The organism is Rhodoferax sediminis, from assembly GCF_006970865.1.
GTDB classification, from domain to species: Bacteria; Pseudomonadota; Gammaproteobacteria; order Burkholderiales; family Burkholderiaceae_C; genus Rhodoferax_A; species Rhodoferax_A sediminis.
The window spans coordinates 2,030,670-2,055,916 of sequence record NZ_CP035503.1 but is presented as its reverse complement, the minus strand read 5'-3'; the positions used below and the strand labels follow the sequence as shown (position 1 = coordinate 2,055,916).

Here is a 25,247-nt window from a genome sequence, read left to right as displayed (position 1 = left end):
CCCCGACCCGCACAGGGAAAAAATGGCTTGCCGATAGACAGGAACAAGATAGGGGTAATACATACCCTGAATGCTAGGCGGTACTCAATACCCCGTCAAGGGTTTTATGTACCCCTATGACATCGAGCGTCGCTGGGCCTTGAGTTCGTCATCCTTGACTTCGCCGCTCACGGCTTTCCAGAAGTTGCCGATCTTCTTGGCAATCTTGTAGCCGAGCGAACGGTGGGCACTGGGGCCTTCCGCCGGGAAGAACTCCCGGATGTTGATATCGAGGACTTCCTCGTATTTGCGGATCGTGCGCTTGTTGTGAATGAGCACCAGTGGCTTCCAGCCGATATGGTCCCCAATTTGCAGCAGCCCGAGCGCCGCTTCCAGTTCGTCGAACGTCCCGGTGTATCGGGCGATGGCTTTGTACGCAACGTCTTGGAGTTGCTCGGCCCGTTGGCGACTGTAGGGAGCAAGTGCATGGAGGTTCTTGCGAACTTCTGCAGGGGTAAGTGGCATGTGGTGCACCAGTAAAGCTTGCAGGGGGTAACGATAACCCATCAAGGGGTACTTTGCAACCCTACCTATCCCCGGCCCCATCGGCTGGCTGGTGTCGGCTTGCGCCGGCCCCCCACCAGCCGCTGGGGGGCCGGGGATGACAGGACGTAACAAACGCCTTAATATGTGTGCTTTGTATTTATAGCCCCCCGTGTTACTTGAACGGGGGGATGGGGCATTCGCACCCGTCCAGCAGATCGGTAACTAGGGGAGACAAGATGGGACAAAAGAAGGACATGCCGACGAAGACTTTGAAGAAATCCACTACTAAAGTCGCGCCGGCAAAGGTTGAAGAAAAACGTGTCTATTTTAGGCAGGCCGATTTTCCGCAAGCAACTCTTCAACAGGCGCAGAGGATCGCATCTGCTCTCGTCGATGATTTTGCTGGAGATTCGGGGTCCCCTCCAGACGTTGCGCTCTCCTTGGGGATTAGTCCTACAAGCAGCAGCTGGCAAACGCTGAGCGGCGCCTCAATTGCGTACGGACTAACAGACGGCGGCATCAATGCAAGCGTCATGAAGCTCACTCCGCTTGGCAAAAAACTAGTCGCTCCAGAGGCCGAAGGCGAAGATATCGTCGCTCGCCGTGAAGCGATTCTAAAGCCGCGCCTATTGCGGGAATTCTTCGAGAAGTATCGCCGCGCAAAGCTTCCCAGCGACGTCATCGCCGTAAACGTTCTGAAGTCGCTTGGCCTCCCAAGCGATAGGACGAACCTTGCGATCGAAATAATTAAGGCCAACGGTACTTACGCTGGAATCATTCGCGATACTCCAACCGGGCCATTTGTTAACCTCGACTCCCCGGGCGTACCCAGGCCTGCCGCCACGCTAGACCTCAGTGATCGGTCCGCTGGCGCAGATTCAAGCAACACCTTGCCAACGGAGGAAGAGTCCGCCCTCAGTTCGTCGGCCGGGTCGCCCCCGCCCACAGGCCTCCCAGCCCAACAAACCTTCGACGCCAAAGGTAACCGGGTGTTCATCACTCATGGGAAGCAGCGAGCGATAGTCGCTCAAATAAAGGAGCTTCTGACATTTGGTAGTTTTGAGCCAGTTGTTTCGGTCGAACGCGAGGCCACGGCCATACCCGTTCCCGAAAAGGTTTTCGAAGACATGCGTTCTTGCGCTGCCGGCGTCCTTCACGTGGGAGCCGAAGGAAAGTACACCGACAAGGATGGCCTTGAGCACGTGAAACTCAACGACAACGTCCTGATCGAAATCGGTGCCGCCATGGCGTTATACGGGAAACGGATGATCCTCCTGGTGGAAAAAGGCGTTTCCTTGCCATCAAATCTGCAAGGCCTGTACCGGTGTGAGTTTGAGGGTGACAAGCTCGACTATGAATCGACCATGAAGTTGCTCAAAACCTTCAGCCAGTTCAGGTAGAGGGTAAAACCTTCTGGAAGTCAGGAACGTGGCAAGGCCCGACGTGGGCGAATCACCTCCGCATTTCACCTCGCTTGCCCACAAGCCTCCACAGGTTCCCCGGCTCCCACCCCCTGAGTGAGCGAAGCTCCGGGGGGTCGCCGGGCCTTCGGCCTGTGGATTTTGTGGACAAGCTACCACGCCTACGGTGGCGCGGCAGCCAATTGTCAAGTAATGGAAAACCCTAACTCCCAGTTCTCAGCATCGCACGTGACGAGGAGCCACTACAAGCCGCACAAGCACTTGAAAGCCCGCTATTTTTTGAATAGCGGGCTTTTTTTTGTTAGACGCGGTCGAATATCCAGTGGTTTTCGACACCCGATCGAGGAACTGCAGTCACAAATTCCTGCGCCGGATACTGCCGCATGAACTCCATCGCCTGCGCCGCCGGGGCCGTCGGCCATGCGCCGCAAGCATGAACTACGCGCATGGTCAACAGGCGTTGTCATCGAATTCAAACCCAAGATAGATACACTAAAAATGTGAAATAGTGACGCATTTCGCACCTCTGATCGAGCGAAGCACCGTTTTGCGCTGACGGCGCTGGCAACTGTTATATAGTCGCAACTCGTGTTGCCGTCTGGTTGCATCTTTTATTGGGAGATACGCTGTGAAAAGCTTTTCGATCGCTACCACGACTGTGTTTCGCTGGGCGTTGCTGGGCGCGCTTGCCAGCGTGCTGTCTGCGTGTGCTGGTTTTTCAACCGCTTTTCCGCCCGCACCGGTCGACGCGGCCACCCCGGATTACAACTATGTTGTGGGGCCTGGCGACGTGCTCAATATTATTGTCTGGCGCAATCCCGAGCTTTCCCTCTCGGTTCCGGTCCGCCCGGATGGAAAAATCTCGACCCCATTGGTCGATGAGCTTGTTGCACAAGGCAAAACTTCCCAGGAAATTGCCCGGGACATCGAGAAGGCGCTGGGAAAAGTCGTACGTGACCCCGTCGTTACCGTCATTGTTACCAGTTTTGTGGGCCCGTACAGCCAGCAAATACGGGTAATTGGCGAGGCGGCAAAACCCCAGACGCTGCCTTACAAGCAACACATGACCGTGCTGGACGTCATGATCGCGGTGGGTGGCCTGACCGACTTCGCTGCCGGCAATAGTGCTTCCATTACACGTGCGTCCGAGAACAACAAGCGATATTCAGTACGGCTCAAAGATCTCATCAAGCGCGGCGACATATCTGCCAATGTTGAAATGAAGCCAGGCGACATCCTGATCATTCCGCAAGGGTGGTTTTAAGGTTGGCATTCTTCTGTTTGCTGCTTCGCTTGACGAAGGTATTGCAGCGCCGCACCCTGACTGCAAGGACTTGATCCGATGGATGAGTTGATTCGCCAAGTATTTACCGCTGCCAGGGGTATGTGGAAGTATCGCTGGCTGGGCCTGCTGGTTGCGTGGGTGGTCACTGCGATCGGTGCTTTCGTGGTGCTGTCGGTACCTGACAAATATGAGGCATCGGCCCGCATTTTTGTGGACACGCAGTCCATCCTGAAACCCTTGATGTCGGGCCTGGCGGTGCAGCCCAACGTCGAGCAGCAAGTGATGATGCTAAGTCGTACGCTGATCAGCCGTCCCAACGTTGAAAAGCTGGTACGCATGGCCGACCTGGACCTGAAAACCCAGTCCAAGGCCGCACAGGATGCGCTGATTGACAGCCTGATGAAAAACCTTCAAATCAACAATGTCGGCCAGGACAACCTTTATGTGCTGTCGTACCGCGATACCAGCCCCGAGAAGGCAAAGAAGGTGGTCCAGTCACTGGTGTCCATTTTTGTGGAATCACGATTGGGGGACACACGCAAGGACTCCAACACGGCCAAGCAGTTCATCGACGAGCAAATCAAAACCTACCTGGCCAAGCTCGAAGAGGCCGAGTCGCGCCTGAAGGAATTCAAACTCCGCAATATCGAGTTGCAGAGTGCCGACGGTACCGACATGGCCGGCCAGCTCAGTGCCGTGAGCGCTCAATTGAGTCAGGCCCGGCTCGATTTGCGTGAGGCCGAGAACGCGCGTGACGCGGCCAGGCAACAATTGCAGGCAGAACAAGCGCAGAACGCCGATATCACATCGCGCAGCCTGTTACAGGAATCCGCCATGTCAATTGCCACTCCTGAGCTAGACAAGAGAATCGAGGCGCAGAAGCACAGCCTTGATGATCTGTTGCAGCGTTTTACCGAACAGCATCCCGACGTGATCGCAGCCAGGCGACTCATTGCTGAACTGGAAGCTGAAAAGAAAAAGAGGGTAGACGAATTGCGGAAAGCTGCAATGGCGAATCCGGCACCGGTATCCAGCAACAGCCTGGCTTATCAGGAGCTCAACCGTCTGCTGGCCACATCGGAGGTACAGGTTGCTGCCTTGCGAGCCAGAGTGGCGGAATATGAGGCGCGGTTCAGTCGGGCGCGCAACATGATGAAAACAGCGCCGGAAATTGAGGCTGAGTATGCCCAGTTGAACCGTAATTACGACATTAATAAAAAGCACTACAACGATCTTGTGGCCCGAAGGGAGTCGGCCTCCTTATCGGGTGATTTGGACAATGCCGCAGGCGTCGCAGACTTTCGTTTGATTGATCCACCACGCGCCTCTCCCAAACCGGTGGCGCCCAACCGTCTGCTGCTGCTGCCTCTGGCGCTGCTGGCGGCATTGGGTGCCGGGCTTGCAGTCACCTTTATCGCCAGCCAGTTGCGAGCCGTCTTTTACGATGCTCGCTCCTTGAGGGAGGCGGTAGGCTTGCCATTGGTGGGTGTTGTCTCGATGGTCATGGACGACTCGGAGGCACGACAGGAAAAGTCCGATTTAAAGAAGTTCCTGGGCGCTTCAGGCGGGCTGGTTGCAACTTTTGTTGCCGGGATGATCATATTTTCCATGATGTCCGGGCGGGCAGGATGAATCAACTATGAGTAGTTTGATTGAACAGGCCGCAGAACGTCTGGAGCAGCTTCGCCAGGCGGGCGCTGAAATGCCTGCAAGGCCTGAAGTGGCTCAAGCGATTGACGCAGCCCCGAGACCTGTGAGCGAGGTCCAGCCCGCCCTTCTGTCCCGACGTGTTGACATTGATCTGGAGGCACTCGCCGCAGCGGGCATCGTCAGTCCCCACGCGCCACGATCCCAAATTGCGGATCAATTCCGGGTGATCAAACGTCCGCTGATCAATAACGCCATGGGTAAAGGCGCATCTGTCATTGCCCACGGCAACCTGATCATGGTCACCAGTGCATTGGCTGGTGAAGGCAAGACTTTTACGGCCATCAATCTGGCGATGAGCATGGCCACCGAACTGGATTACACGGTCATGCTGGTGGATGCTGACGTGGCGCGGCCCTCCGTGATGAAAGTACTGGGGCTGTCAGAAGGTCCCGGTTTGCTCGACCTGGTGCTGGGTGAGTCCAGCGACATGTCGGGCATGCTGCTGAAAACAAACATCGATAAGCTGACCATCCTGCCTGCTGGAACGCCGCACGCCCGCGCCACTGAACTGCTGGCCAGCGATGCAATGATCCGGCTACTCGATGAAATGGCGAATCGCTACCCTGACCGCATCATCATTTTTGATTCACCACCGCTTCTTCTCACAACTGAGGCGCGAGCGCTGGCTTCTCATATGGGTCAGGTGGTGGTGGTGGTACAGGCTGGAAGAACCTTGCAGTCAGAGGTTCGGCATGCACTGGCCACCATTGAGGCGTGCCCCGTCAAGTTAATGCTGCTAAATCAGGCAAGAGCCGTTTCCCGAGAGGGGTACGAATATGGGTACGGATACGGGTACGGCTCGGGCATGAGCAGCAGCAGACCCGACTATTCTCGACGTCAGCCCAAGCCATGATGCGCAGTTCGCGTTCTCTATGGACTCTACGAATGACGGCCCAATCGGTGCCGCTGGCCGTTGGGTTGGTAATGGCGTCCACTGCAGCATATGCTCAGGAGTCCGGCTCTGACTCGGGCCCGATCCGGACGCTGTCCATTGTGCCTCGTGTCTCGATTACCGAAACCCTGACAAACAACGTGGGCCTGAGCAGCGTCGATCCGCAGTCTGATCTGGTCTCCGAGATCAGCCCTGGAATCCGCATCGACAGTCAGGGCCGTCGACTCAAGGGCTATCTGGACTACTCCCTGGACAAGATTACATATGCCCAGAACTCATCGTCCAACCAGTATCAACGCGCGCTCAATGCGGCTGGCACGCTGGAGGCGATTGATAACTGGGCCTATATTGATTTCAGTGGCTCCATTTCGCGACAGGCCATCTCGGCTTTTGGCACCCCGTCAATCAGCAACACATCCATCAATACCAATCAAACCGAGGTTTCCAGCTATCGAATATCACCCTATGTACGCGGCCGGCTGGGCGATCTGGCCAGCTATGAGGCTCGTTACAGTCGGGCAATCACCAACAGCGATGCCGGTGGATTTGGAAATGTGAGTTCGACCGAAGGCTCTGCCAAAATCAGCGGCGATAGCGCTATCCGCGGTCTGGGCTGGATGGCAGATGCCAGCCAGCAAAAATTTGATTACAGCGCCAGCCTCCCCGTTCAAGCTGATCGTTTTACTGTTGGCCCCTCTTACACGGTCACGCCCCAATTGCGTGTGTCTGCCAACGTCGGGCGGGAACGCAATAACTACACCACTGCCGACATGCAAAGCTACGGCAACAGCGGTTTCGCGGTGAACTGGACACCGTCCGAGTTGACCACATTGTCAGCATCCCTGGAACATCGTTCATTCGGAAGTTCGCACAACCTGAGTTTTGAGCACCGGACGGGACGCACCGCGTGGAAGTTCACCGATTCAAAAGACATTCTACAAACGCCCAACCAGCTTGGAGTTGTAAGCCTTGGATCCATTTACGACCTCCTGTATGGCCAGTTTGCATCCATCGAGCCCAACCCGGCAGCGCGCGCACAGTTGGTCAATGCATTTTTGCAAGCCAATGGGCTAAGTCCGAATGCCACTGCGGTCAGTAGCGTTTTGACGTCAGCGGTTTCCCTGCAACACAGCCAAAACCTGTCATTTGCGCTGCTGGGTGTGCGAGACACCATCACGTTTATGGCCACACGAATCGAAAGCAGCCCAATCGATACGTCATCGACGGTCTCCAACGCCCTCACTAATTCCCTCTTCTTTAACCAGCGCGGCCTCAGCGTCAATTACACGCATCGTTTAACGCCCGATTACTCGCTGGGTATTCTTGCGTCGCAGCAAAACACCTCCGGGCTGTCAAGCGTTCAAGGCACAAAATTGCGACTGCTCAATCTCAATGTCACTGGCAGAGTGGGCAAGCAAACCACAGCCTCCGTCGGAGTTCGCCGCGCCGTTTCTAGCGGCGGCGCGCCTTACACTGAAACCGCGGCCTTCGGCACTTTGATCATGCAGTTTTGACCCATGTATGAAGCCTTTTACGGATTAAGCAGCAAGCCTTTTCAGCTCAACCCTGATCCGAGTTTTTATTTCGGCAGCAAACAACACCGGCGAGCCAAGGCCTACCTCGAGTACGGCGTGCAACGAAATGAAGGTTTCATTGTCATCACCGGTGAGGTTGGAGCCGGCAAGACCACCATTGTGCGTGGCCTGTTCGCCAGCCTGGACCCGCACAAAGTCGTAGCCGCCAACCTTGTTACTACGCAGCTAGATGCCGAAGACACCTTGCGCATGGTGGCTGCTGCGTTTGGTGTGCGGGTTAAAGATGCCTCGAAGGCCGAAGTGTTGATGGCACTGGAGGCTTATCTGCTCCACCAGACAAGCCAGGGCAAACGCTGCTTGCTGATCGTTGACGAGGCGCAAAACCTCACCGCCCGGGCGGTGGAAGAGTTGCGCATGCTGTCGAACTTCCAGTTTGGCCAACAAGCATTGCTGCAGACGTTTCTGGTGGGGCAGCCTGAATTCCGTACCATTTTGCAAAGCCCCACCATGCAACAACTCAGGCAGCGCGTTACCGCGACCTGCCACATCGGGCCGTTGCTTTCGGATGAGACACAGGGCTATATTGAGCATCGGTTGAAATGCGCAGGCGCGACGGGGCGCCCAACCTTCGACTCAGCCGCTTTCGAGGCAATTTTCAAAGCCTCCGGGGGTATTCCCCGGCGTATCAATCTGATTTGTGATCGCTTATTGTTATTTGGCTTTCTGAATAACAAAACCAGCTTCGAGCTCCAGGATGTGAATAACGTCGCGAGCGAAATTCACGACGAATCGGCGACGCACTCCCATAAGGCACCGGGGGAAAGGCCGGCGCGGGAAAATCCAGGTAGTCAAGGCCTGACAGCAGCCGGACCAATTGATGTTGATCTCGCCAAGTTGCAGCTCACTCCCGGCTTGGCAGGTTCCATCTCCAGTCAGATTGACGCCTTGGGTGTTGAACAATATGACGGCCGCTTACGGCGCCTTGAGCTTAGCGTGGTTCGCCTGGAGCGGATCAATCTCGAAATCCTCTCCATGCTGCAAAAGCTTGTCGCAGCGGTCAGAAAACCCAGCCAAGAGGGGCATCCATGAGCAATCAGGCGATCATGGAAGCACCAGTCGCGGGTTTGGGTCCGGTCATTTGCATAGTAGGTGCGCGGCCCAACTTCATGAAAATGGCGCCCATTCTCAGGGCGATGGCGGCACACATTCCGCCTATGCCGGTATTGCTGGTACACACTGGACAGCATTACGACAAAGACATGAACGACCGCCTGTTTGAGGACCTGCGCCTGCCGCGGCCGGATGCCAATCTTGAAGTGGGGTCCGGCACGCATGCCATCCAGACAGCAGAAGTTATGCGCCGGTTCGAGCCAGTTGTCGATGCGCACAAGCCTTCCTGCGTCGCGGTGGTTGGCGATGTCAACTCGACGCTGGCCTGCGCCCTGGTTGCGGTCAAAAAAGGCGTGCCCGTGGTGCACATTGAAGCCGGCCTGCGCAGCTACGACCGGGCCATGCCGGAAGAAATCAACCGCATCCTCACAGACCAGATCTCTGCCCGGCTGTATACCACAGAACGCACTGCTGAAGATAACCTGGTGCGAGAGGGTATACCGCCTGAGCGCGTTTGCTTTGCGGGGAACGTCATGATTGATTCGGTGGTTTTTGGCCGGGCAAACGCCCGCAGCGCGACGGAAACTTTGCGCGCCTGCGACATCAATCCCCTGGTGTTGAGCCATCCAATGGGCTATGGCGTGGTCACCCTGCACCGCCCTTCCAATGTCGACAAACCTGAAACCCTGCGCGCCCTGCTGGGGGTTTTGGCCGAAGTTGCCGCCAGCCTGCCGTTGGTGTTTGCCCTGCATCCCCGCACCCGCAGCAACATTGACCGTTTCGGTCTGGAGGACCTGGTTGATCCTGCGCGCATGGTGTTGCTGCCACCGCAAGGGTACCTTGAGATGCTGGGGTTAATGGCTGGCGCCGCCATGGTACTCACCGACTCGGGTGGCCTGCAGGAAGAAACCACGGCGCTAGGCGTACCTTGCCTGACTCTGCGAGAAAACACCGAGCGCCCTATCACCGTGGAGCAAGGCACCAACCTCCTCGTAGGCCGCAACCGGGCTGCCATTCTTGGCGCGGTACAGGAAATTTTGGCCGGACGGGGCAAGCGTGGCCGCCTGCCTGAATTCTGGGATGGCCACGCCGCCGAACGTATTGCGGCAGATCTGTACCAATGGTTGATGTCCAGTCAATCTGGAATAGCCCTGAAATCGCTTGCCACATAGAAAATCGGTATGCCGGTCACTCCCATCACCAACGCGTTGACCATCGATGTTGAAGACTATTTTCAAGTCTCGGCATTTGCGACACATATTGCACGCTCCGAATGGAGCACGCGTGAATGCCGTGTAGAGCGCAACGTCAACGCCATTCTTGAAATGCTGTCCAGTCGCGATATCAAGGCCACCTTCTTTACACTGGGCTGGATTGCCGAGCGTTATCCCCAATTGGTGCGCCAGATTGTCAAGGAAGGGCATGAATTGGCCAGCCATGGGTATGGCCACGAGCGTGCAACCGACCAAACTGAAGCGGCTTTTTTTGCCGATATTCATCTGGCCAAAATTGTCTTGGAGGATTTGGTGGATAGTGAGGTCAAAGGCTATCGCGCACCCAGTTTTTCAATCAGCACTGGCAACCTCTGGGCTTTTGACAGCCTGGTGCGGGCTGGTTACCGCTACAGCTCCAGCGTCTACCCCATTCGGCATGATCACTATGGCATGCCGGAATCGCCACGGTTTGCCCATGAGGTGCGGCCAAGCCTCATAGAAATTCCAATCACCACCATGCGGGTGTTGAACCGCAACCTGCCGTCCAGCGGAGGGGGCTACTTCAGATTATTGCCTTACGCCCTGTCGCGCTGGATGCTCGGCCGGGTCAATGAACGTGACCGTGAGGCGGGCATTTTCTATTTCCATCCATGGGAGATTGACATCGGGCAGCCCCGCATACCGGGGATCAGCCGCAAGACACGTTTTCGGCATTACGTCAACATCGGCCGCATGCAAGGTCGTTTGAATCGATTGCTGGGCGACTTCAAATGGGGTCGCATGGACCACATCTTTCTGGACAAGTTCATCAAACATGGCCCTGTTATCTGAGCCTTCCCTGCTGACCATCAAGCGCCTGGAGCCCCAAGATCTCGCCACGGCAGCGCGGTGGGATGACTTCGTGATCACGTGTCCCGAGGCCACTTTTTTCCATCGCGCGGGTTGGCAGAAGATTGTTCGTGATGTTTTTGATCATGACACTTATTTTTTGTATGCCGAGGCTGACGGCCAAATCCAGGGTGTTCTGCCTCTCGGCCATGTCAATAGCTGGTTGTTTGGCAACTCATTGACCAGTTTGCCATTCGCGGTGTATGGCGGCGTCGCGGCGCTCAGCCCACAGGCAGCAGAGGCCCTGGAGTTTGAGGCTCAAAAAATCGCCAAACGTCTCGGCGTGGCGCACCTTGAACTGCGCAACGTCAACCCGCGGCACGCCGACTGGCCCACACAAGACCTGTACGTCAGCTTCCGCAAGGAAATCCTGACTTCTGAGGAGGCCAACCTGCTGGCTATCCCGCGCAAGCAGCGGGCTATGGTGCGAAAAGGAATCAAGAACGGTTTGGTCAGCGAAATTGACAGCGGTGCAGATCGATTTTTTTCGCTCTATGCCGATAACGTTCTGCGGCATGGCACACCTGCCATGCCCAAGAGCTACTTCAAGGCTCTGATGGAGGAGTTTCGCGCTGATTGCGAAGTGTTGACCATTGTCGCGCCAGATGGCAGGCCGTTGAGCAGCGTATTGAGCTTCTACTTTCGTGATGAGGTATTGCCCTATTACGCGGGCGACGATGAATCTGCCCGCAACCTGGCGGCCAACGATTTCAAGTACTGGGAATTGATGCGCCGCTCTTGCGAGCGCGGGCTCAGGGTATTCGACTATGGCCGCAGCAAGCGGGACACAGGCTCTTACGCTTTCAAGAAGAACTGGGGCTTTGACCCGCGGCCACTGCACTACGAGTACTGCCTTTACAAGCGTGACGCCATCCCGCAAAACAATCCATCCAACGCCAGGTACAAGTTGCTGATTGCCATGTGGCGGCGTTTGCCGATCGGCCTGGCCAACTGGTTGGGCCCCTTTGTCGTCAGGAATCTCGGCTGATCGCCACCATGAGTAACCTGCTTTACCTGGTGCACCGGCTGCCCTACCCTCCCAACAAGGGCGACAAGGTTCGCTCTTACCATCTGCTCAAACACCTGAGCCAACGACACCGTGTTTTTCTGGGTACGTTTGTGGACGATCCTGCGGACGAAGCCTATCTGGACACCGTGCGTGCAATCTGCCCCGACCTGTATGTGGCGCGGCTCAACCCTCGCACAGCCAGGCTGCGCAGCTTGACCGGTTTGTTAACTCATCAGGCGCTCGGTCTGCGTTACTACAGGGATGCCGACCTGCAAGCGTGGGTCAATCAGACGTTGGTAGCCCATAAAATGGATGCGGCCATCGTTTTTTCTTCCGTGATGGCGCAATACGTGTCTTGCGCATCTGGCAACACCATCCTGCCCCTGCTGGTTGATTTTGTGGACGTGGATTCCGCCAAATGGACGCAATATGCGGCTAGCCACAAATGGCCGCTGTCCTGGCTGTACCGGCGTGAGGGCGCGCGCATGCTGGCCTACGAACGCGCGGTCGCGGCCCGCGCGCAGCGCTCGTTTTTTGTCACCGAGAACGAAACCGCCCTGTTTCGTAATATGGCCCCCGAAAGCGCCCATCGGGTTGGCGTCATCAGCAACGGTGTTGATGCCGACTATTTTTCGCCCGACCCGGCCTGTGCCTCGCCCTTTACTGACACGGATGTGCACCCGGAGCAAATGCCGCTGGTGTTCACTGGCGCCATGGACTACTGGCCCAACATCGACGCCGTGACCTGGTTTGTGCAACAGATCCTTCCCCTCCTGCGTCAGACTTGGCCCCAGTTGTGCTTCTACATCGTCGGACGCAGCCCATCGCCTGCCGTTTTGGCACTGGCATCCAGCGTTGTCGTGGTCACCGGAACCGTGCCAGACATCCGGCCATTCCTGCAACACGCTGCCGTTGTTGTTGCACCGTTACGCGTGGCGCGGGGCATACAAAACAAGATTCTTGAAGCGATGGCCATGGCTCGCCCCGTGGTTGCGTCGCAGTCCTGTGTCGAAGCGATAGATGCCCGACCCGGCGAAGAACTAATCTCTGCCGCAGAGGCCACCGACTTTGTCCGCGAAATTGATGCGTTGCTGAAAGCACCTGTCCGGGCAGCCGCGGTGGGTCAGTCTGGCCGGCGGCGCGTGGTCCAAAGCTACAGTTGGGATGCCCATTTGGGGCGTTTGGACGAACATCTGAGCGACCAGTCTCCTGCACAAGGCAACGCATGAATTTAACCGCCAGTCTGCACCCGCCCAAGGACAATGCCCGTCTGGCGCCGCCCTGGCGCCATGCCTTGTCGGCGCTGCTGTTGCTGCTGGCCTGGGTTTTGTTTCTCTACCGCGATACCGGCATCGCCATGGTGACCATCTGGGCCCGGTCTGAAACCTTCACCCATGCTTTTTTGGTGCCCCCGATAACACTGTGGCTGATCTGGCGTCAACGCCAGCGCATGGCAGGACAAGCACCGCAACCGGCCCCAGGCGTTGTACTGCTGGCAGCCTGTGTTGTATTCGGCTGGCTTCTGGGTGACCTGGTAGCCGTCAACGCCGTCACGCAATTGGCGCTTGTATCACTGCTGGTTCTGGCGGTGCCGGCCGTGCTGGGTTGGCCCGTCACGCGGCTCATCCTTTTCCCGCTGGGCTTTCTGTTTTTCGCGGTACCCATCGGTGAGTTTGTCATGCCCCAGCTCATGGTGTGGACCGCTGATTTCACCGTTTCTGCGTTACGTTTGAGCGGCGTTCCGGTTTACCGTGAAGGCCTGCAATTTGTCATACCTTCGGGCTCCTGGTCCGTGATCGAGGCGTGCAGCGGCGTGCGCTACCTGATCGCATCTCTAACGGTAGGCACCCTTTTTGCGTATCTGAACTACTATTCCACCAAGCGCCGGGTCCTGTTTGTGATGGTTTCCATTCTGGTGCCAGTCATTGCCAACTGGATACGTGCTTACATGATCGTCATGCTGGCAAACCTCTCTGGCAACAAACTTGCCGTCGGCGTGGACCATCTGATCTATGGCTGGCTGTTTTTTGGTTTCGTCATCATGACAATGTTCACCATTGGCATACGCTGGGCCGAACCCGACAAATCCGACAAGACGATCGAAGCAGAAAAGGCAAGGCAATCCACCGCACCCCCTTTCAGTCCTGCAAAGCTCTGGACCATCACTGCCTGCTTTGCTCTACTGGCGGCACTGCCGCATATCGCGCTATGGAGCATAGACCGGGCGGAAGGCAACGCGCAGGTATCACTTACCGCGCCCCGGGCACTGGCCGGCGACTGGCACGAAGTGCCTCAAGTTGGAGCAGGCTTCAAACCTGCGTTCCACAACCCGTCCGCCGAGATCAACAGCAGTTATGCCAGCCAGGACCACACCGTTGGGCTATACGTGGGCTACTATCGGCACCAGGACTACGACCGCAAGCTGGTCAGTTCCAGCAACGTCCTGGTCGTCAGCAAGGATCCGCAATGGGCTCAGGTTGCCAGCGGCAGTCGTTCCATTACTGTGGGCGGGCAGACGGTGGACGTGCGGGCTGCCGAACTGCGTGGAACGGACCTTTATTCGCAAGTAAACCCACCACGTCTGGTGGCATGGCAAATATACTGGGTCAACGGCACGCTGACCGCCAGTGATTACCTTGCCAAAGCCTATAGTGCGTTTTATCGTTTGACGGGGCGAGGCGATGACTCTGCAGTCATCATTGTTTACAGCCCTAAAAATCAGGCCGGAGGCGCTGAAGCTGCACTGGCGTCTTTTTTGGCGACGAACTATACGGTCATCAACGAGCTTCTGCTGAAAACCCGGCAGCAATGATTTTTAATAATTTCCTGGAGGTTTTGTGATGTCTGTGGTCGCCGTAATCGGTTTGGGTTATGTGGGTTTGCCTCTGGTGGTGGAGTTTGGCAAACACTTTCGCACCATCGGGTTTGATATTGCCGAGTTCAAAGTTGAGTCATGCCTGAGAGGTGTTGACCCCTCCCGTGAATTGACGGACGATGAAATGCAGGCTTCTCCCCATGCTGTCTACACCGCAGACCCCACTTTGCTGGCCGAGGCCGACATCATCGTCGTGGCTGTTCCTACGCCGGTGGACAATGCTCACATCCCTGATTTTCGCCCGCTCATTGGCGCCAGCACCAGCGTCGGGCGTCATATGAAAAAAGGGGCCATCGTGGTCTATGAATCCACGGTTTACCCTGGCGCCACCGAAGAAGTTTGCATTCCGGTACTGGAGCGCGAGTCTGGCCTGAAGTGGAAGCAGGATTTTTTTGTGGGCTATTCGCCTGAACGCATCAACCCCGGCGACAAAGAGCACACCCTCACCAAAATCCTAAAAATCGTGGCGGGCGACACCCCTGAGACGCTGAATAAAGTTGCTGCGCTGTATGAAACCATCATCCTGCCTGGCGTCCATCGCGCATCGGACATCAAAACCGCGGAGGCCGCCAAGGTGATCGAGAACACGCAGCGTGATTTGAATATTTCGCTGATGAACGAGCTCTCCATCATCTTCGACAAGCTCGGTATCGACACTACCGGGGTGCTCGCGGCGGCCGGTACCAAATGGAATTTTCTTAATTTCAAACCCGGCCTGGTGGGCGGCCATTGCATTGGCGTTGACCCCTACTACCTGACCCACAAGGCCGAAATGCTGGGCTACACCCCGCAAGTCATTTTGGCGGGTCGACGCATCAACGACGGCATGGGCAAGTTCATTGCCGAGCAGACCATCAAGCACATGATCGCAACCGGCAGCTATGTCAAAGGCGCCAAAGTGAACGTACTCGGACTCACCTTCAAGGAAAACTGTGGCGACCTGCGCAACTCGAAGGTGATTGACATCATCAATGAGCTCAAAACCTATGGTGTAGAAGTGTGTGTGACCGACCCGCGCGCCGAGTCGGATGAAGCTGTGCGCGAATATGGTGTCCCGCTGCTGCCATGGAACGATTTGCCCCGGGCCGACGCGATTGTGGCCGCCGTGGCTCACCGCGAATTTATCGCGCTGACTGTTGATGACTTTGGTCGAAAACTCGTCAGGGGGGGCGCATTTATCGACGTCAAGGCCGCTTTCGACCGCCATGCCATCGAAGGCGCCGGCTACAGACTCTGGCGCCTGTAAATGCCAGACCCACGCCCTTTGGTGCTTCACGTGATGTATCGTTTTGACACAGGCGGTCTTGAGAATGGTATCGTCAATCTTATCAATCACATGCCGGCGCACGCATACCGGCATACGGTACTGGCGTTGACTGAGGTCACCGATTTCCGTCAGCGTATTGAGCGTACCGACGTCGATTTCATCTCGCTGCACAAGCCACCGGGTCACGGCTTCTGGCAGTACCCAAGGCTGTTCAACTTATTCCGCCAATTGCGCCCCACCATCGTGCACAGCCGGAACCTCGCCGCGCTGGAAGCGCAGGTGCCCGCCTGGGCGGCTGGCGTGCCGGTTCGCATACACGGCGAACATGGCCGCGACGTGGGGGACCTGGACGGCAGTAATGTTGCCTACCAGCGCATGCGACGGCTCTACAAGCCCTTTGTTCACCACTACACAGCGTTGTCGCGCGATCTGGCGGACTATCTGGTTGATAAGGTACATGTCTCACCAGACGCTATCACGCAGACGTGCAATGGCGTGGATACTGATCGCTTTCGGCCGGCGCAGGATGGCCCGCAACCCATCGCTGGTTGCCCGTTTGACCCGGCGCAGCACTGGCTGGTGGGTACCGTGGGCCGCATGCAAGCCGTCAAGGATCAACTCATGCTGGCACATGCTTTTGTGCACGCCATGGCGCTTGTCCCTGAACTCAGGCAACGCGTACGCCTGATCATGGTAGGGGATGGCCCGTTACGCGCACAGGTACAGAATGTGCTGGACACAGCGGGACTGGGCGCAATGGCCTGGTTACCGGGCCAGCGCACTGATGTAGCCGACATCATGCGTGGCTTGCATGCCTTTGCGCTGCCTTCGCTGGCAGAGGGTATTTCCAACACCATCCTGGAGGCCATGGCCAGTGGCTTGCCCGTAGTCGCCACGGCCGTGGGCGGCAACGCCGACCTGGTGCTACAGGGGCAGACGGGATCCCTTACTTCTCCTTCTGATCCCCGGGCCATGGCCCTGCACCTCGTGGCGCTGGCCTCCAATCCTCAGCGGGCCCGCAACATGGGCCAGGCAGGTCGTCAGCGGGCGCAAACCATCTTCAGCCTGCAGGTGATGGTGTCGACCTACCAGCGGGTGTATGACCGGCAATTGCGCCGCTTGTGCCCTGTACGATCCGCCCGGCAACATCAATAAACCCAATGTGCGGCATTACCGGCATCTTTGACACCCGCGGCAGCAGTGCTATCAGCAGCGCTGTGCTTCAGCGCATGAACGACTCGCAATTGCACCGCGGCCCGGACGATGGTCGCTTGCACATTGAGCCCGGCGTGGGTCTCGGCCATCGGCGCCTGTCCATCATCGACATTGCCACCGGGCAGCAACCGCTATTCAACGAAGATGGTTCCGTCGTGGTGGTCTTCAACGGTGAAATCTACAACTACCAGCAACTCATTCCCGAGCTACAGGCCCTGGGCCATGTGTTTCACACCAAGAGCGACACCGAAGTCATTGTTCACGCCTGGGAATCCTGGGGGGCCGACTGTGCCAAGCGTTTCCGCGGCATGTTTGCCTTTGCGCTGTGGGACCGCAACCGGCAGACTTTCTTCATGGCGCGTGACCGGCTGGGCGTCAAACCCCTGTATTACGCGCTGCTCGATAACGGCACCCTGCTGTTCGGCTCCGAACTCAAGTCCCTCCTGGCCCATAGCGGCCTGCGCCGCGACATTGATCCGCTGGCCGTGGAAGAATATTTTGCGCTGGGTTACGTGGCCGAGCCACGCACCATTTTCAAGCAGGCCAAAAAACTTTCACCCGCCCACACCTTGACCATTGTGCGCGGCCAGCCGATGGGCGAGCCCGTAGCTTACTGGGACGTCAGGTTCAGCCTGGACAACCCCATCTCCGGGGCCGATGCCCAAGCCGAGCTGGTGCAGCGCCTGCAAGAGTCCGTGCGACTGCGCATGATTGCCGAAGTGCCGCTCGGCGCCTTCCTCTCGGGCGGGGTGGACAGCAGCGCCGTGGTCGCCGTCATGGCTGGCTTGTCGCCAGAACCCGTTAACACCTGCTCCATCGGCTTTGACGACCCGGCCTTTAACGAGTCTGCGTTTGCGCAAACCGTGGCCGACCGTTACCACACCAACCATCGTCTCGAGATCGTCAAGAGCGATGATTTTGACCTCATCGACACGCTGGCGCGCCTGTACGACGAACCCTATGCCGACAGTTCGGCGATTCCCACCTACCGGGTCTGCCAGCTCGCGCGCAAGCACGTCACCGTGGCCCTGTCGGGGGACGGTGGCGACGAATCCTTCGGCGGCTACCGGCGCTATCGCCTGCATCTGATGGAAGAGCGCATGCGCGCCGCCATACCGCAGAGTGTGCGCGGCCCGGTATTTGGCCTGTTGGGCGAGCTCTACCCCAAGGCCGACTGGGCACCGCGCATGTTTCGCGCCAAAACCACTTTTGAGGGGCTGGCGCGCACCTCGGTGGAGGCCTACTTTCACACCGTTTCCATTCTGCGTGGCCCCATGCGAGAGGCGCTATTCAGCCAAAATTTCAAGTCGGCGTTGGCCGGCTATGACGCGCAAGAGGTGTTCAACCGCCACGCGGCCCAGGCCGGCACCGACGACCCACTGGCCCTGATTCAATACCTGGACCTCAAAACCTATCTGGTCGGTGATATCAACACCAAGGTGGACCGCGCCAGCATGGCGCACTCTCTGGAAGTGCGCGAGCCCTTGATGGACCATGAGCTGGTGGAGTGGCTCGCCACGTTGCCGTCGAGTCACAAAATCAGCGGGCAGGAGGGCAAGTATCTTTTCAAAAAGTCAATGGAGCCGTACTTGCCACAAGATGTGCTATACCGGCCCAAGATGGGTTTTGCCGTGCCGCTGGCACGCTGGTTCCGAGGTCCCCTGAAGCAGCGCGTGCGCGACGCGGTGCTGGGCGAACGGCTGGCTGCCACCGGCTGGTTCAACCCGGTTTACCTGGAACATCTGGTGGAGGCGCACCAGTCTGGTGCTCGGGACTACAGCGCGCCACTGTGGACGTTGCTGATGTTCGAAGCCTTTTTGCGCCAAGTGGTTGACGCTCCTTCTCCTCTCGAGGCCACAGGTTGCGGCGATCCAATCCTCGCGTCGTCATGAGCCTGCGCATCCTCCACGTGCTCGATCACTCCATCCCGCTGCATAGTGGCTACACCTTTCGCACGCTCTCCATCCTGCGCGAGCAGCGCAAGCTGGGCTGGGAAACCTTTCACCTCACCAGCCCCAAGCAAACCAGCTGCGATGTGCTTGAAGAAGACGTAGACGGCTGGCACTTCTACCGTTGCCCGGCCGTGCCGGCCGGCCGACTACCCGGTTGGGGTCAAATCGCCCTCATGCGCAAACTGGAGCGCCGCCTGCAACAAGTAGTCGCACAAGTGCGGCCTAACATCATCCACGCCCATTCCCCGGTGCTCAATGCCCTGCCTGCGCTGCGCGTGGGCAAGCGCCTTGGCATACCGGTGATGTATGAAGTGCGTGCCTTTTGGGAAGACGCTGCCGTGGACCACGGCACCACGTCGGATGGCAGCCTGCGCTACCACCTGACCCGCTGGCTGGAGACCCGCGCCCTCAAGCGCGCTCACCATGTTTTCACCATTTGCGAAGGCCTGCGCAGCGATATCGTTGGCCGCGGCATCCCCGCCCCCAAAGTGACTGTCATTCCCAACGCGGTGGACATCGAATCGTTTGAACCCGGTGGCCAGCCCGAGACCGCGCTCAAGGCCCGGCTTGGGTTGAGTGGCGCCAGCGTCATCGGTTTCATTGGTTCGTTCTACGCTTATGAAGGACTCGACCTGCTGCTGAATGCTTTGCCGGGCATTCTGCTGCAGCGCCCCGAGGTGCGTGTGCTGCTGGTGGGCGGTGGCCCGCAAGATACGACACTCAAGGTCCAGGCCCAGCGCCTGGGCGTGGCCGACAAGGTGGTTTTTACCGGTCGCGTGCCGCACGCCGAGGTGCATCGCTACTACGACTTGGTGGACGTACTGGCCTATCCGCGCCATTCCATGCGCCTGACCGAACTGGTTACCCCCCTCAAGCCCCTTGAAGCCATGGCTCAAGGCCGCTTGCTGGTTGCGTCGGACGTGGGTGGCCACAAGGAACTGATTCGCCATGGTGAAACCGGCATGCTGTTCAAGTCGGGCAGCGTTGATGCATTGACGCAAACGATAGTTGATCTGTTGGCCAACCAGATTAGTTGGCCCACCATGCGCGCGGCAGGCAGGTGTTTTGTGGAAGGAGAACGCAACTGGACTCGCAGCGTAGCCAACTACGCCAACGTCTACACCTCGTCGGCAGGCGCGTCATGACGCCTGCCTTGTCTGGACTCTCCGGGCTTCATATAGGTCTCATCGGCCCTCTGCCGCCCCCTTCGGGCGGCATGGCCAATCAGACGCGACAACTAGCCGACTTGTTGGCGGCGGCGGGGGCAACCGTCATCACCATCCAGGTCAACGCGCCTTATCGCCCAAGATGGGCCGGTCGGGTCCCGGTGCTGCGCGCCGGATTCAGACTTGTCCCTTATTTGGTGGGTCTTTGGCGAGCCGCGGGGCAGGTTGATATTTTTCACGTCATGGCCAACTCCGGCTGGTCATGGCATTTGTTTGCTGCCCCGGCCGTTTGGGTGGCACGCATTCGTGGCGTTCCCGTAGTAGTCAATTACCGGGGTGGCGAGGCGGAAGGGTTTCTTCAGCGCGCCGGGTTACTGGTTCGCTTCACGATGCGCCAGACTCGTGCATTGGTTGTGCCATCGGGGTTTTTGCAAGGCGTTTTTGCCCAATTCGGTATGGTGGCCGGTATTGTTCCGAACATTGTTGACCTCAGTCGTTTTCATCCTCGCGCACCGGTTCGCGCGAGCCTGTCCTGAATTTTGTGTTTGAGGCATAAATATGACCTACAGGACCATTTATGCCAAGCAAGACGAAATTGAAGAATGCGGCCATCGCGGCCAAGAGTGCGGCGCTGCCGAAGATCCCCAAGGAACTGATTGACCAGTTTGTCACTGGTCCGATGACCGGGGAGGCCGTGAATGCGGCCTCCATGGCCTTCAAGAAAGCCCTGATCGAGCGCGCCATGGGCGCCGAGCTGGGCCATCACCTGGGCTACGCTGCCGGCGCCGCCAGGCCCGATGCAGGGGCCAACCAGCGCAACGGGCGCAGCGCCAAGACCGTGCTCACCGGCGAAGGGCCGGTGCGCATCGAGGTGCCGCGCGACCGCGACGCCAGCTTCGAGCCGATCCTCATTCCCAAGCACGAGCGGCGCTTCACCGGATTCGACGACCACATCATCGCCATGTACGCGCGCGGCATGACCATGCGCGAGATCCAGGGCTTCCTGCTGGAGTCCTACGGCACCGAGGTTTCCGCCGAATTCATCAGCAGCGTGACCGAGGCTGTGATGCTTGAGGTCACGGCCTGGCAGGCCCGCCCGCTCGAGCCGCTGTACCCGGTGGTGTTCTTTGATGCCCTGCGCGTGAAGATCAAGGAGGATGCCGTGGTGCGCAACAAGGCCATCTACCTGGCCCTGGGCGTGTTGCCCGACGGCACGCGCGACATCCTGGGGTTGTGGATCGAGGGCACCGAGGGCGCCAAGTTCTGGATGAAAGTGTTCAACGACCTCAAGACCCGGGGTGTCAATGACATACTGATCGCCGTCACTGATGGCCTCAAGGGCATGCCCGAGGCCCTGGCTGCCGTGTTCCCGGCCACCACACTGCAGACCTGCATCGTGCATCTGATCCGCAACAGCCTCGACTACGCGACCTGGAAGGACAGAAAGGCGCTGGCCGCAGCGATCCGGCCGATCTACACCGCGCCCAGCGCCGAGGCGGCGCAGGCCGAGCTCGATGCTTTCGAGACGGGAGCGTGGGGCCGCAAATTCCCCACCGTGGTCGCCTCGTGGCGTCGAGCGTGGGCGCACGTCATTCCCTTCTTCGCCTTCCCGCCGGCGGTGCGCAGGGTGATCTACACCACCAACGCGATCGAGAGCGTGAACGCGCGCCTGCGCAAGATCATCAAGACGCGCGGGCACTTCCCGAGCGACGACGCGGCCACGAAGCTGATCTGGCTGGCACTGCGCAACATCACCGTTGGTTGGGGCCACGCGGCTCGCGACTGGAAGGAGGCAATGAACCAATTTGCGATCCTCTATGAAGATCGCTTCACGAAGGTTGCCGCTTAAGATGTGGCACCGACTTGCCCACCGCGGCGTGCGTTCGTCGCAAGCGACGCTCGCCGCCGTGGACAAGTCTACCCAGCGCCTTGAACACAAAAATTCAGACAGCCCCGTTCGCGCGGGTTCACCCCACCTGGTGGTCGCACGAAACCTGGAGCCGCTGTACGACAACCTGACCGCTATTCGGGCTCTCCAAACGATTAGAGCCAGCTTTCCCCAAGTCCGCCTGACCATTGCCGGTAGCGGCCCCGACGAGCACCGCCTGCGCCAGTCGGTTCAAGATATGGGGCTAACCAGTGTAGTGCAGTTCACCGGCCGCCTTGAGCATGACGCCATGGCCGCGCTTTACCGCAGTGCCGACATCATGCTCAACCCAAGCTTGGCCGACAACATGCCCAATTCTGTGCTGGAAGCATGGGCCAGCGGAGTGCCGGTGGTCAGTACAAATGTTGGAGGCATTCCTTATCTCGCACAGGATGGTGTCACCGCCTCGCTGGTGCCGCCTGCGAACCCAGCTGCCATGGCGCAAGCCTGCTTGGCGCTATTGTCAAATAAAACTCTTTGGCAGCAACGTGCGCAGGCTGGCTTGCAAGAGGCGCAACGCTACACTTGGTTGTACGTGCGGCCAGTGCTAAGCGATGTTTATCGGCGAGCCATTGCGCAGCCACCGCACTGGTCAACAGGGAGTACATGAATTTGTATACGTCTTTTGTCTCAACGCTTTTGTTCCCCCTGCATGAGCGCTTGAAGCGCCACGACACGGTAGCGTTAAGACGCCTTATGGAAGAGGCCCAATGGTGGCCGGCGGACCGGCTTGTGGCTTTTCAGTTGCGGCGCTTGCGTGATCTCTTGCGGGATGCGGCGGCCAATGTGCCTTACTACCACGACCTTTTTGCACAGTTAGGCTTTGATCCAGCCAGCATTCAAAGCACGGCCGATTTGCAACGCCTGCCGTTGCTCACCAAAACTATCATTCGCGCCAATACCAATGCGCTCAGGCACGCCCATGCCCAAGGCATGACCCGCTTCAACACGGGCGGCTCATCCGGTGAACCGCTGGTTTTTTTCATTGGCAAAAAACGCATCAGCCATGACGTCGCGGCCAAGTGGCGCGCCACCCGCTGGTGGGATGTTGATGTTGGTGACCCTGAAATCGTGGTCTGGGGCTCGCCCATTGAGCTAAGCAAACAGGACCACCTCAAGCACTGGCGCGACAAACTTCTGCGCACCCAGTTATTGCCCGCGTTTGAGATGTCCGAGCCCAAGCTCGACCAGTTCATTGCCACCATTCGCAGCGTCAAGCCCCGCATGCTGTTTGGCTATCCTTCGGCTTTGACCCACATTGCCATGCATGCCCAAAAGCGCGGCGTACTTATGAGTGACCTTGGCATCAAGGTAGCCTTCGTCACCTCAGAGCTCCTGTATGACGAACAACGCGCGACCATCAGCCAGGTGTTTGGTTGTCGGGTTGCCAACGGTTATGGCGGCCGCGACGCCGGTTTCATCGCCCATGAGTGTCCCGCCGGAGGCATGCATCTGACAGCAGACGACATCGTGGTGGAAATCGTCAACGGGGCCGGGCAGGTTCAACCTCCGGGCGTAGCCGGTGAGATCGTCGTTACCCACCTGTCAACCAATGAATTCCCCTTCATTCGCTATCGCACTGGTGATATTGGCGTATTGGGCACTACACCTTGCAACTGCGGTCGCGGCCTGCCGCTGTTGGAAGACATCCAGGGCCGCAGCACCGACTTCGTGATCGCCGCAGATGGCACGGTAATGCATGGCCTGTCGCTCATTTACATCTTACGTGATCTGGCTGGCGTCAAGTCTTTCAAAGTGATACAGGAATCTCGGGCGCTCACCCGTGTGCTACTGGTGACGGATGACAACTTTGCGTCCGGCGCCTTGGACCAGATTGTCAGTGAGTTCAAGCAACGTCTAGGCCCTGATGTGGCCGTGGTGGTGGATCGTGTTGACAACATCCCCGCCGAAAAATCTGGCAAATTCCGGTACGTGATCAGCCATGCGTGACATTCTCGTCGTCGCTATCGTTATGGTGGCCGCATTGGCAGCACTGCGGCGCCCCTGGATCGGCATCATGCTGTGGACCTGGCTCAGCATCATGAATCCGCATCGTTACACGTGGGGTTTTGCTTATAACGCGCCTTTGGCGGCCATCGCTGCAGCCAGCGTGTTGCTGGGTTTGCTGATAACCAAAGACCGCGAGTCACCGTTCAAGGCCAGCCCCGTGACGTGGCTGGTTGTGTTCATGGTCTGGATGACCATCTCGTGGTTGATGGGACTTGATCCAGCCGGTGATTACGCACAGTGGAAGAAGGTCATGAAGATTGACTTCATGGTCATCATTTCGTTGATGCTGCTGCACCGGAAGCAACACATCTTCGCGCTGATGTGGGTCTGCGCCGGCTCGATGGCACTGTTGGGTATCAAAGGCGGGATTTTTACACTCATGTCGGGTGGCGACTTCCATGTGTGGGGCCCGCCCGGCTCCTTTATTGAAGACAACAACGAGTTTGCTGCCGCCTTGGTGATGACCATTCCCTTGCTCAGATTCCTGCAGCTTCAGCTTCACAAGGCATGGGCACGCCACGGCATGATGGCCGCGATGGTTCTGTGCGCCGCATCGGCTTTAGGGTCGCAATCGCGTGGTGCTCTTTTGGCGATTTCAGCCATGGCGTTCTATTTGTGGTGGAACAGCAAGAGCAAGCTTCGCGTCGGCTTGGCACTTCTCGTTGTGTCAGTACCGCTCATCATGTTTATGCCTGATTCCTGGGTGAATCGCATGGCCACCATTGATAATTACCAACAGGATGCTTCCGCAATGGGGCGGATCAGTGCATGGTGGAGTGCATGGAACAGCGCATTTCACTACCCCTTTGGGGTTGGCTTCAATGGCGCTCGGCCGGAGCTATTTGCCCTTTATTCACCTTATCAGACGGGCGCGGGTGTTCGCGCCGCGCACAGCATTTATTTCGAGGTGCTCGGCAATCACGGCTTCGTGGGACTTTTTCTGTTTTTAGGCTTACTCGCGGCCACCTGGCGTGCGGCGGGCTGGCTCAAGCGGCAAAAATTTTCGGCACCAGAGACTCGCTGGTGCAGCGAGCTCGGCATGCTTTGCCAGGTATCGCTGGCCGGCTATGCCGTTGGCGGCGCTTTTTTGAGCCTGTCCTATTTCGATTTGCCCTACGACGTCATGGTTATGGTGGTGCTCACACGGGTATGGGTTGAAAAGGAATACTGGCTTACCGAGCCGGTCTATGCCCCGGGCTGGAAGACCGTTCCGGGTTTGGCTGCCCCTGCCAGACCCGCTTGATTC

At 58.0% G+C, this 25,247-nt stretch carries 21 protein-coding genes; 20 read left to right on the top strand and 1 reads right to left on the bottom strand.

Annotated features, from left to right (window positions below):
• Positions 1-114 precede the first annotated feature (114 nt).
• Positions 115-546 (bottom strand): hypothetical protein, encoded by a 432-nt coding sequence (locus tag EUB48_RS09900; protein ID WP_142818711.1) that lies wholly within the window; start codon positions 544-546, stop codon positions 115-117.
• Positions 547-761: 215 nt separating this feature from the next.
• On the opposite strand from EUB48_RS09900, the gene EUB48_RS09895 reads away from it, so the two are divergent.
• The 20 genes from EUB48_RS09895 to EUB48_RS09800 all read left to right on the top strand — a co-directional run bounded on the left by EUB48_RS09895 (position 762) and on the right by EUB48_RS09800 (position 25,244).
• The gene (locus EUB48_RS09895) at positions 762-1,925 is read left to right on the top strand and encodes a TIR domain-containing protein (RefSeq protein WP_168226730.1); all 1,164 of its coding nucleotides are present in this window, start codon (positions 762-764) and stop codon (positions 1,923-1,925) included.
• Positions 1,926-2,619: 694 nt separating this feature from the next.
• The gene (locus EUB48_RS09890; protein ID WP_420821449.1) at positions 2,620-3,210 is read left to right on the top strand and encodes an XrtA/PEP-CTERM system exopolysaccharide export protein; all 591 of its coding nucleotides are present in this window, start codon (positions 2,620-2,622) and stop codon (positions 3,208-3,210) included.
• Positions 3,211-3,288: 78 nt separating this feature from the next.
• Entirely contained in the window at positions 3,289-4,863 is a 1,575-nt protein-coding gene (locus EUB48_RS09885) for an XrtA system polysaccharide chain length determinant (RefSeq protein WP_142818708.1), read from the top strand.
• A gap of 7 nt (positions 4,864-4,870) precedes the next feature.
• Entirely contained in the window at positions 4,871-5,794 is a 924-nt protein-coding gene (locus EUB48_RS09880; protein ID WP_142818707.1) for an XrtA-associated tyrosine autokinase, read from the top strand.
• A gap of 32 nt (positions 5,795-5,826) precedes the next feature.
• Positions 5,827-7,347: a TIGR03016 family PEP-CTERM system-associated outer membrane protein gene (locus EUB48_RS09875; protein ID WP_168226729.1), complete on the top strand. Its 1,521-nt coding sequence runs from the start codon at positions 5,827-5,829 to the stop codon at positions 7,345-7,347.
• A 3-nt stretch (positions 7,348-7,350) separates the two neighbouring features.
• A complete protein-coding gene (locus EUB48_RS09870; RefSeq protein WP_142818705.1) occupies positions 7,351-8,457 on the top strand; it encodes an XrtA/PEP-CTERM system-associated ATPase in 1,107 nt (368 codons plus the stop codon).
• A complete protein-coding gene (gene wecB, locus EUB48_RS09865) occupies positions 8,454-9,650 on the top strand; it encodes a non-hydrolyzing UDP-N-acetylglucosamine 2-epimerase (protein WP_142818704.1) in 1,197 nt (398 codons plus the stop codon). Before EUB48_RS09870 ends, wecB begins: the two co-directional genes overlap by 4 nt.
• Before the next feature lie 9 nt (positions 9,651-9,659).
• Entirely contained in the window at positions 9,660-10,523 is an 864-nt protein-coding gene (locus EUB48_RS09860; protein WP_142818703.1) for an XrtA system polysaccharide deacetylase, read from the top strand.
• Positions 10,507-11,568, top strand: a complete 1,062-nt coding sequence (locus EUB48_RS09855) for a FemAB family XrtA/PEP-CTERM system-associated protein (RefSeq protein ID WP_142818702.1) — start codon at positions 10,507-10,509, stop codon at positions 11,566-11,568. Before EUB48_RS09860 ends, EUB48_RS09855 begins: the two co-directional genes overlap by 17 nt.
• Positions 11,569-11,576: 8 nt before the next feature.
• Positions 11,577-12,818 carry a TIGR03087 family PEP-CTERM/XrtA system glycosyltransferase gene (locus EUB48_RS09850; RefSeq protein WP_210411724.1) on the top strand — a complete coding sequence of 414 codons (1,242 nt, stop codon included), beginning with the start codon at positions 11,577-11,579 and terminating at the stop codon, positions 12,816-12,818.
• Positions 12,815-14,401: an exosortase A gene (gene xrtA / locus EUB48_RS09845; RefSeq protein ID WP_142818701.1), complete on the top strand. Its 1,587-nt coding sequence runs from the start codon at positions 12,815-12,817 to the stop codon at positions 14,399-14,401. The genes EUB48_RS09850 and xrtA overlap by 4 nt, the downstream gene beginning before the upstream one ends.
• Positions 14,402-14,429: 28 nt before the next feature.
• Positions 14,430-15,710 (top strand): nucleotide sugar dehydrogenase, encoded by a 1,281-nt coding sequence (locus tag EUB48_RS09840; protein ID WP_142818700.1) that lies wholly within the window; start codon positions 14,430-14,432, stop codon positions 15,708-15,710.
• The gene (locus EUB48_RS09835) at positions 15,711-16,886 is read left to right on the top strand and encodes a TIGR03088 family PEP-CTERM/XrtA system glycosyltransferase (RefSeq protein WP_142818699.1); all 1,176 of its coding nucleotides are present in this window, start codon (positions 15,711-15,713) and stop codon (positions 16,884-16,886) included.
• 5 nt (positions 16,887-16,891) lie between these two features.
• Complete coding sequence (locus tag EUB48_RS09830; RefSeq protein WP_142818698.1) at positions 16,892-18,838, top strand: XrtA/PEP-CTERM system amidotransferase; 1,947 nt, start codon at positions 16,892-16,894, stop codon at positions 18,836-18,838.
• A gap of 2 nt (positions 18,839-18,840) precedes the next feature.
• Entirely contained in the window at positions 18,841-20,043 is a 1,203-nt protein-coding gene (locus EUB48_RS09825; RefSeq protein ID WP_142821187.1) for a TIGR04063 family PEP-CTERM/XrtA system glycosyltransferase, read from the top strand.
• Between the two features lie 71 nt (positions 20,044-20,114).
• Positions 20,115-20,600 carry a glycosyltransferase gene (locus tag EUB48_RS09820; RefSeq protein WP_244618394.1) on the top strand — a complete coding sequence of 162 codons (486 nt, stop codon included), beginning with the start codon at positions 20,115-20,117 and terminating at the stop codon, positions 20,598-20,600.
• 41 nt (positions 20,601-20,641) lie between these two features.
• The gene (locus EUB48_RS09815; RefSeq protein WP_142818696.1) at positions 20,642-21,913 is read left to right on the top strand and encodes an IS256 family transposase; all 1,272 of its coding nucleotides are present in this window, start codon (positions 20,642-20,644) and stop codon (positions 21,911-21,913) included.
• Between the two features lie 58 nt (positions 21,914-21,971).
• Positions 21,972-22,601 carry a glycosyltransferase family 4 protein gene (locus EUB48_RS09810; RefSeq protein WP_168226728.1) on the top strand — a complete coding sequence of 210 codons (630 nt, stop codon included), beginning with the start codon at positions 21,972-21,974 and terminating at the stop codon, positions 22,599-22,601.
• A gap of 86 nt (positions 22,602-22,687) precedes the next feature.
• Entirely contained in the window at positions 22,688-23,941 is a 1,254-nt protein-coding gene (locus EUB48_RS09805) for a phenylacetate--CoA ligase family protein (RefSeq protein ID WP_244618393.1), read from the top strand.
• Positions 23,934-25,244 (top strand): putative O-glycosylation ligase, exosortase A system-associated, encoded by a 1,311-nt coding sequence (locus EUB48_RS09800; RefSeq protein WP_142818693.1) that lies wholly within the window; start codon positions 23,934-23,936, stop codon positions 25,242-25,244. The genes EUB48_RS09805 and EUB48_RS09800 overlap by 8 nt, the downstream gene beginning before the upstream one ends.
• Positions 25,245-25,247 lie beyond the last annotated feature (3 nt).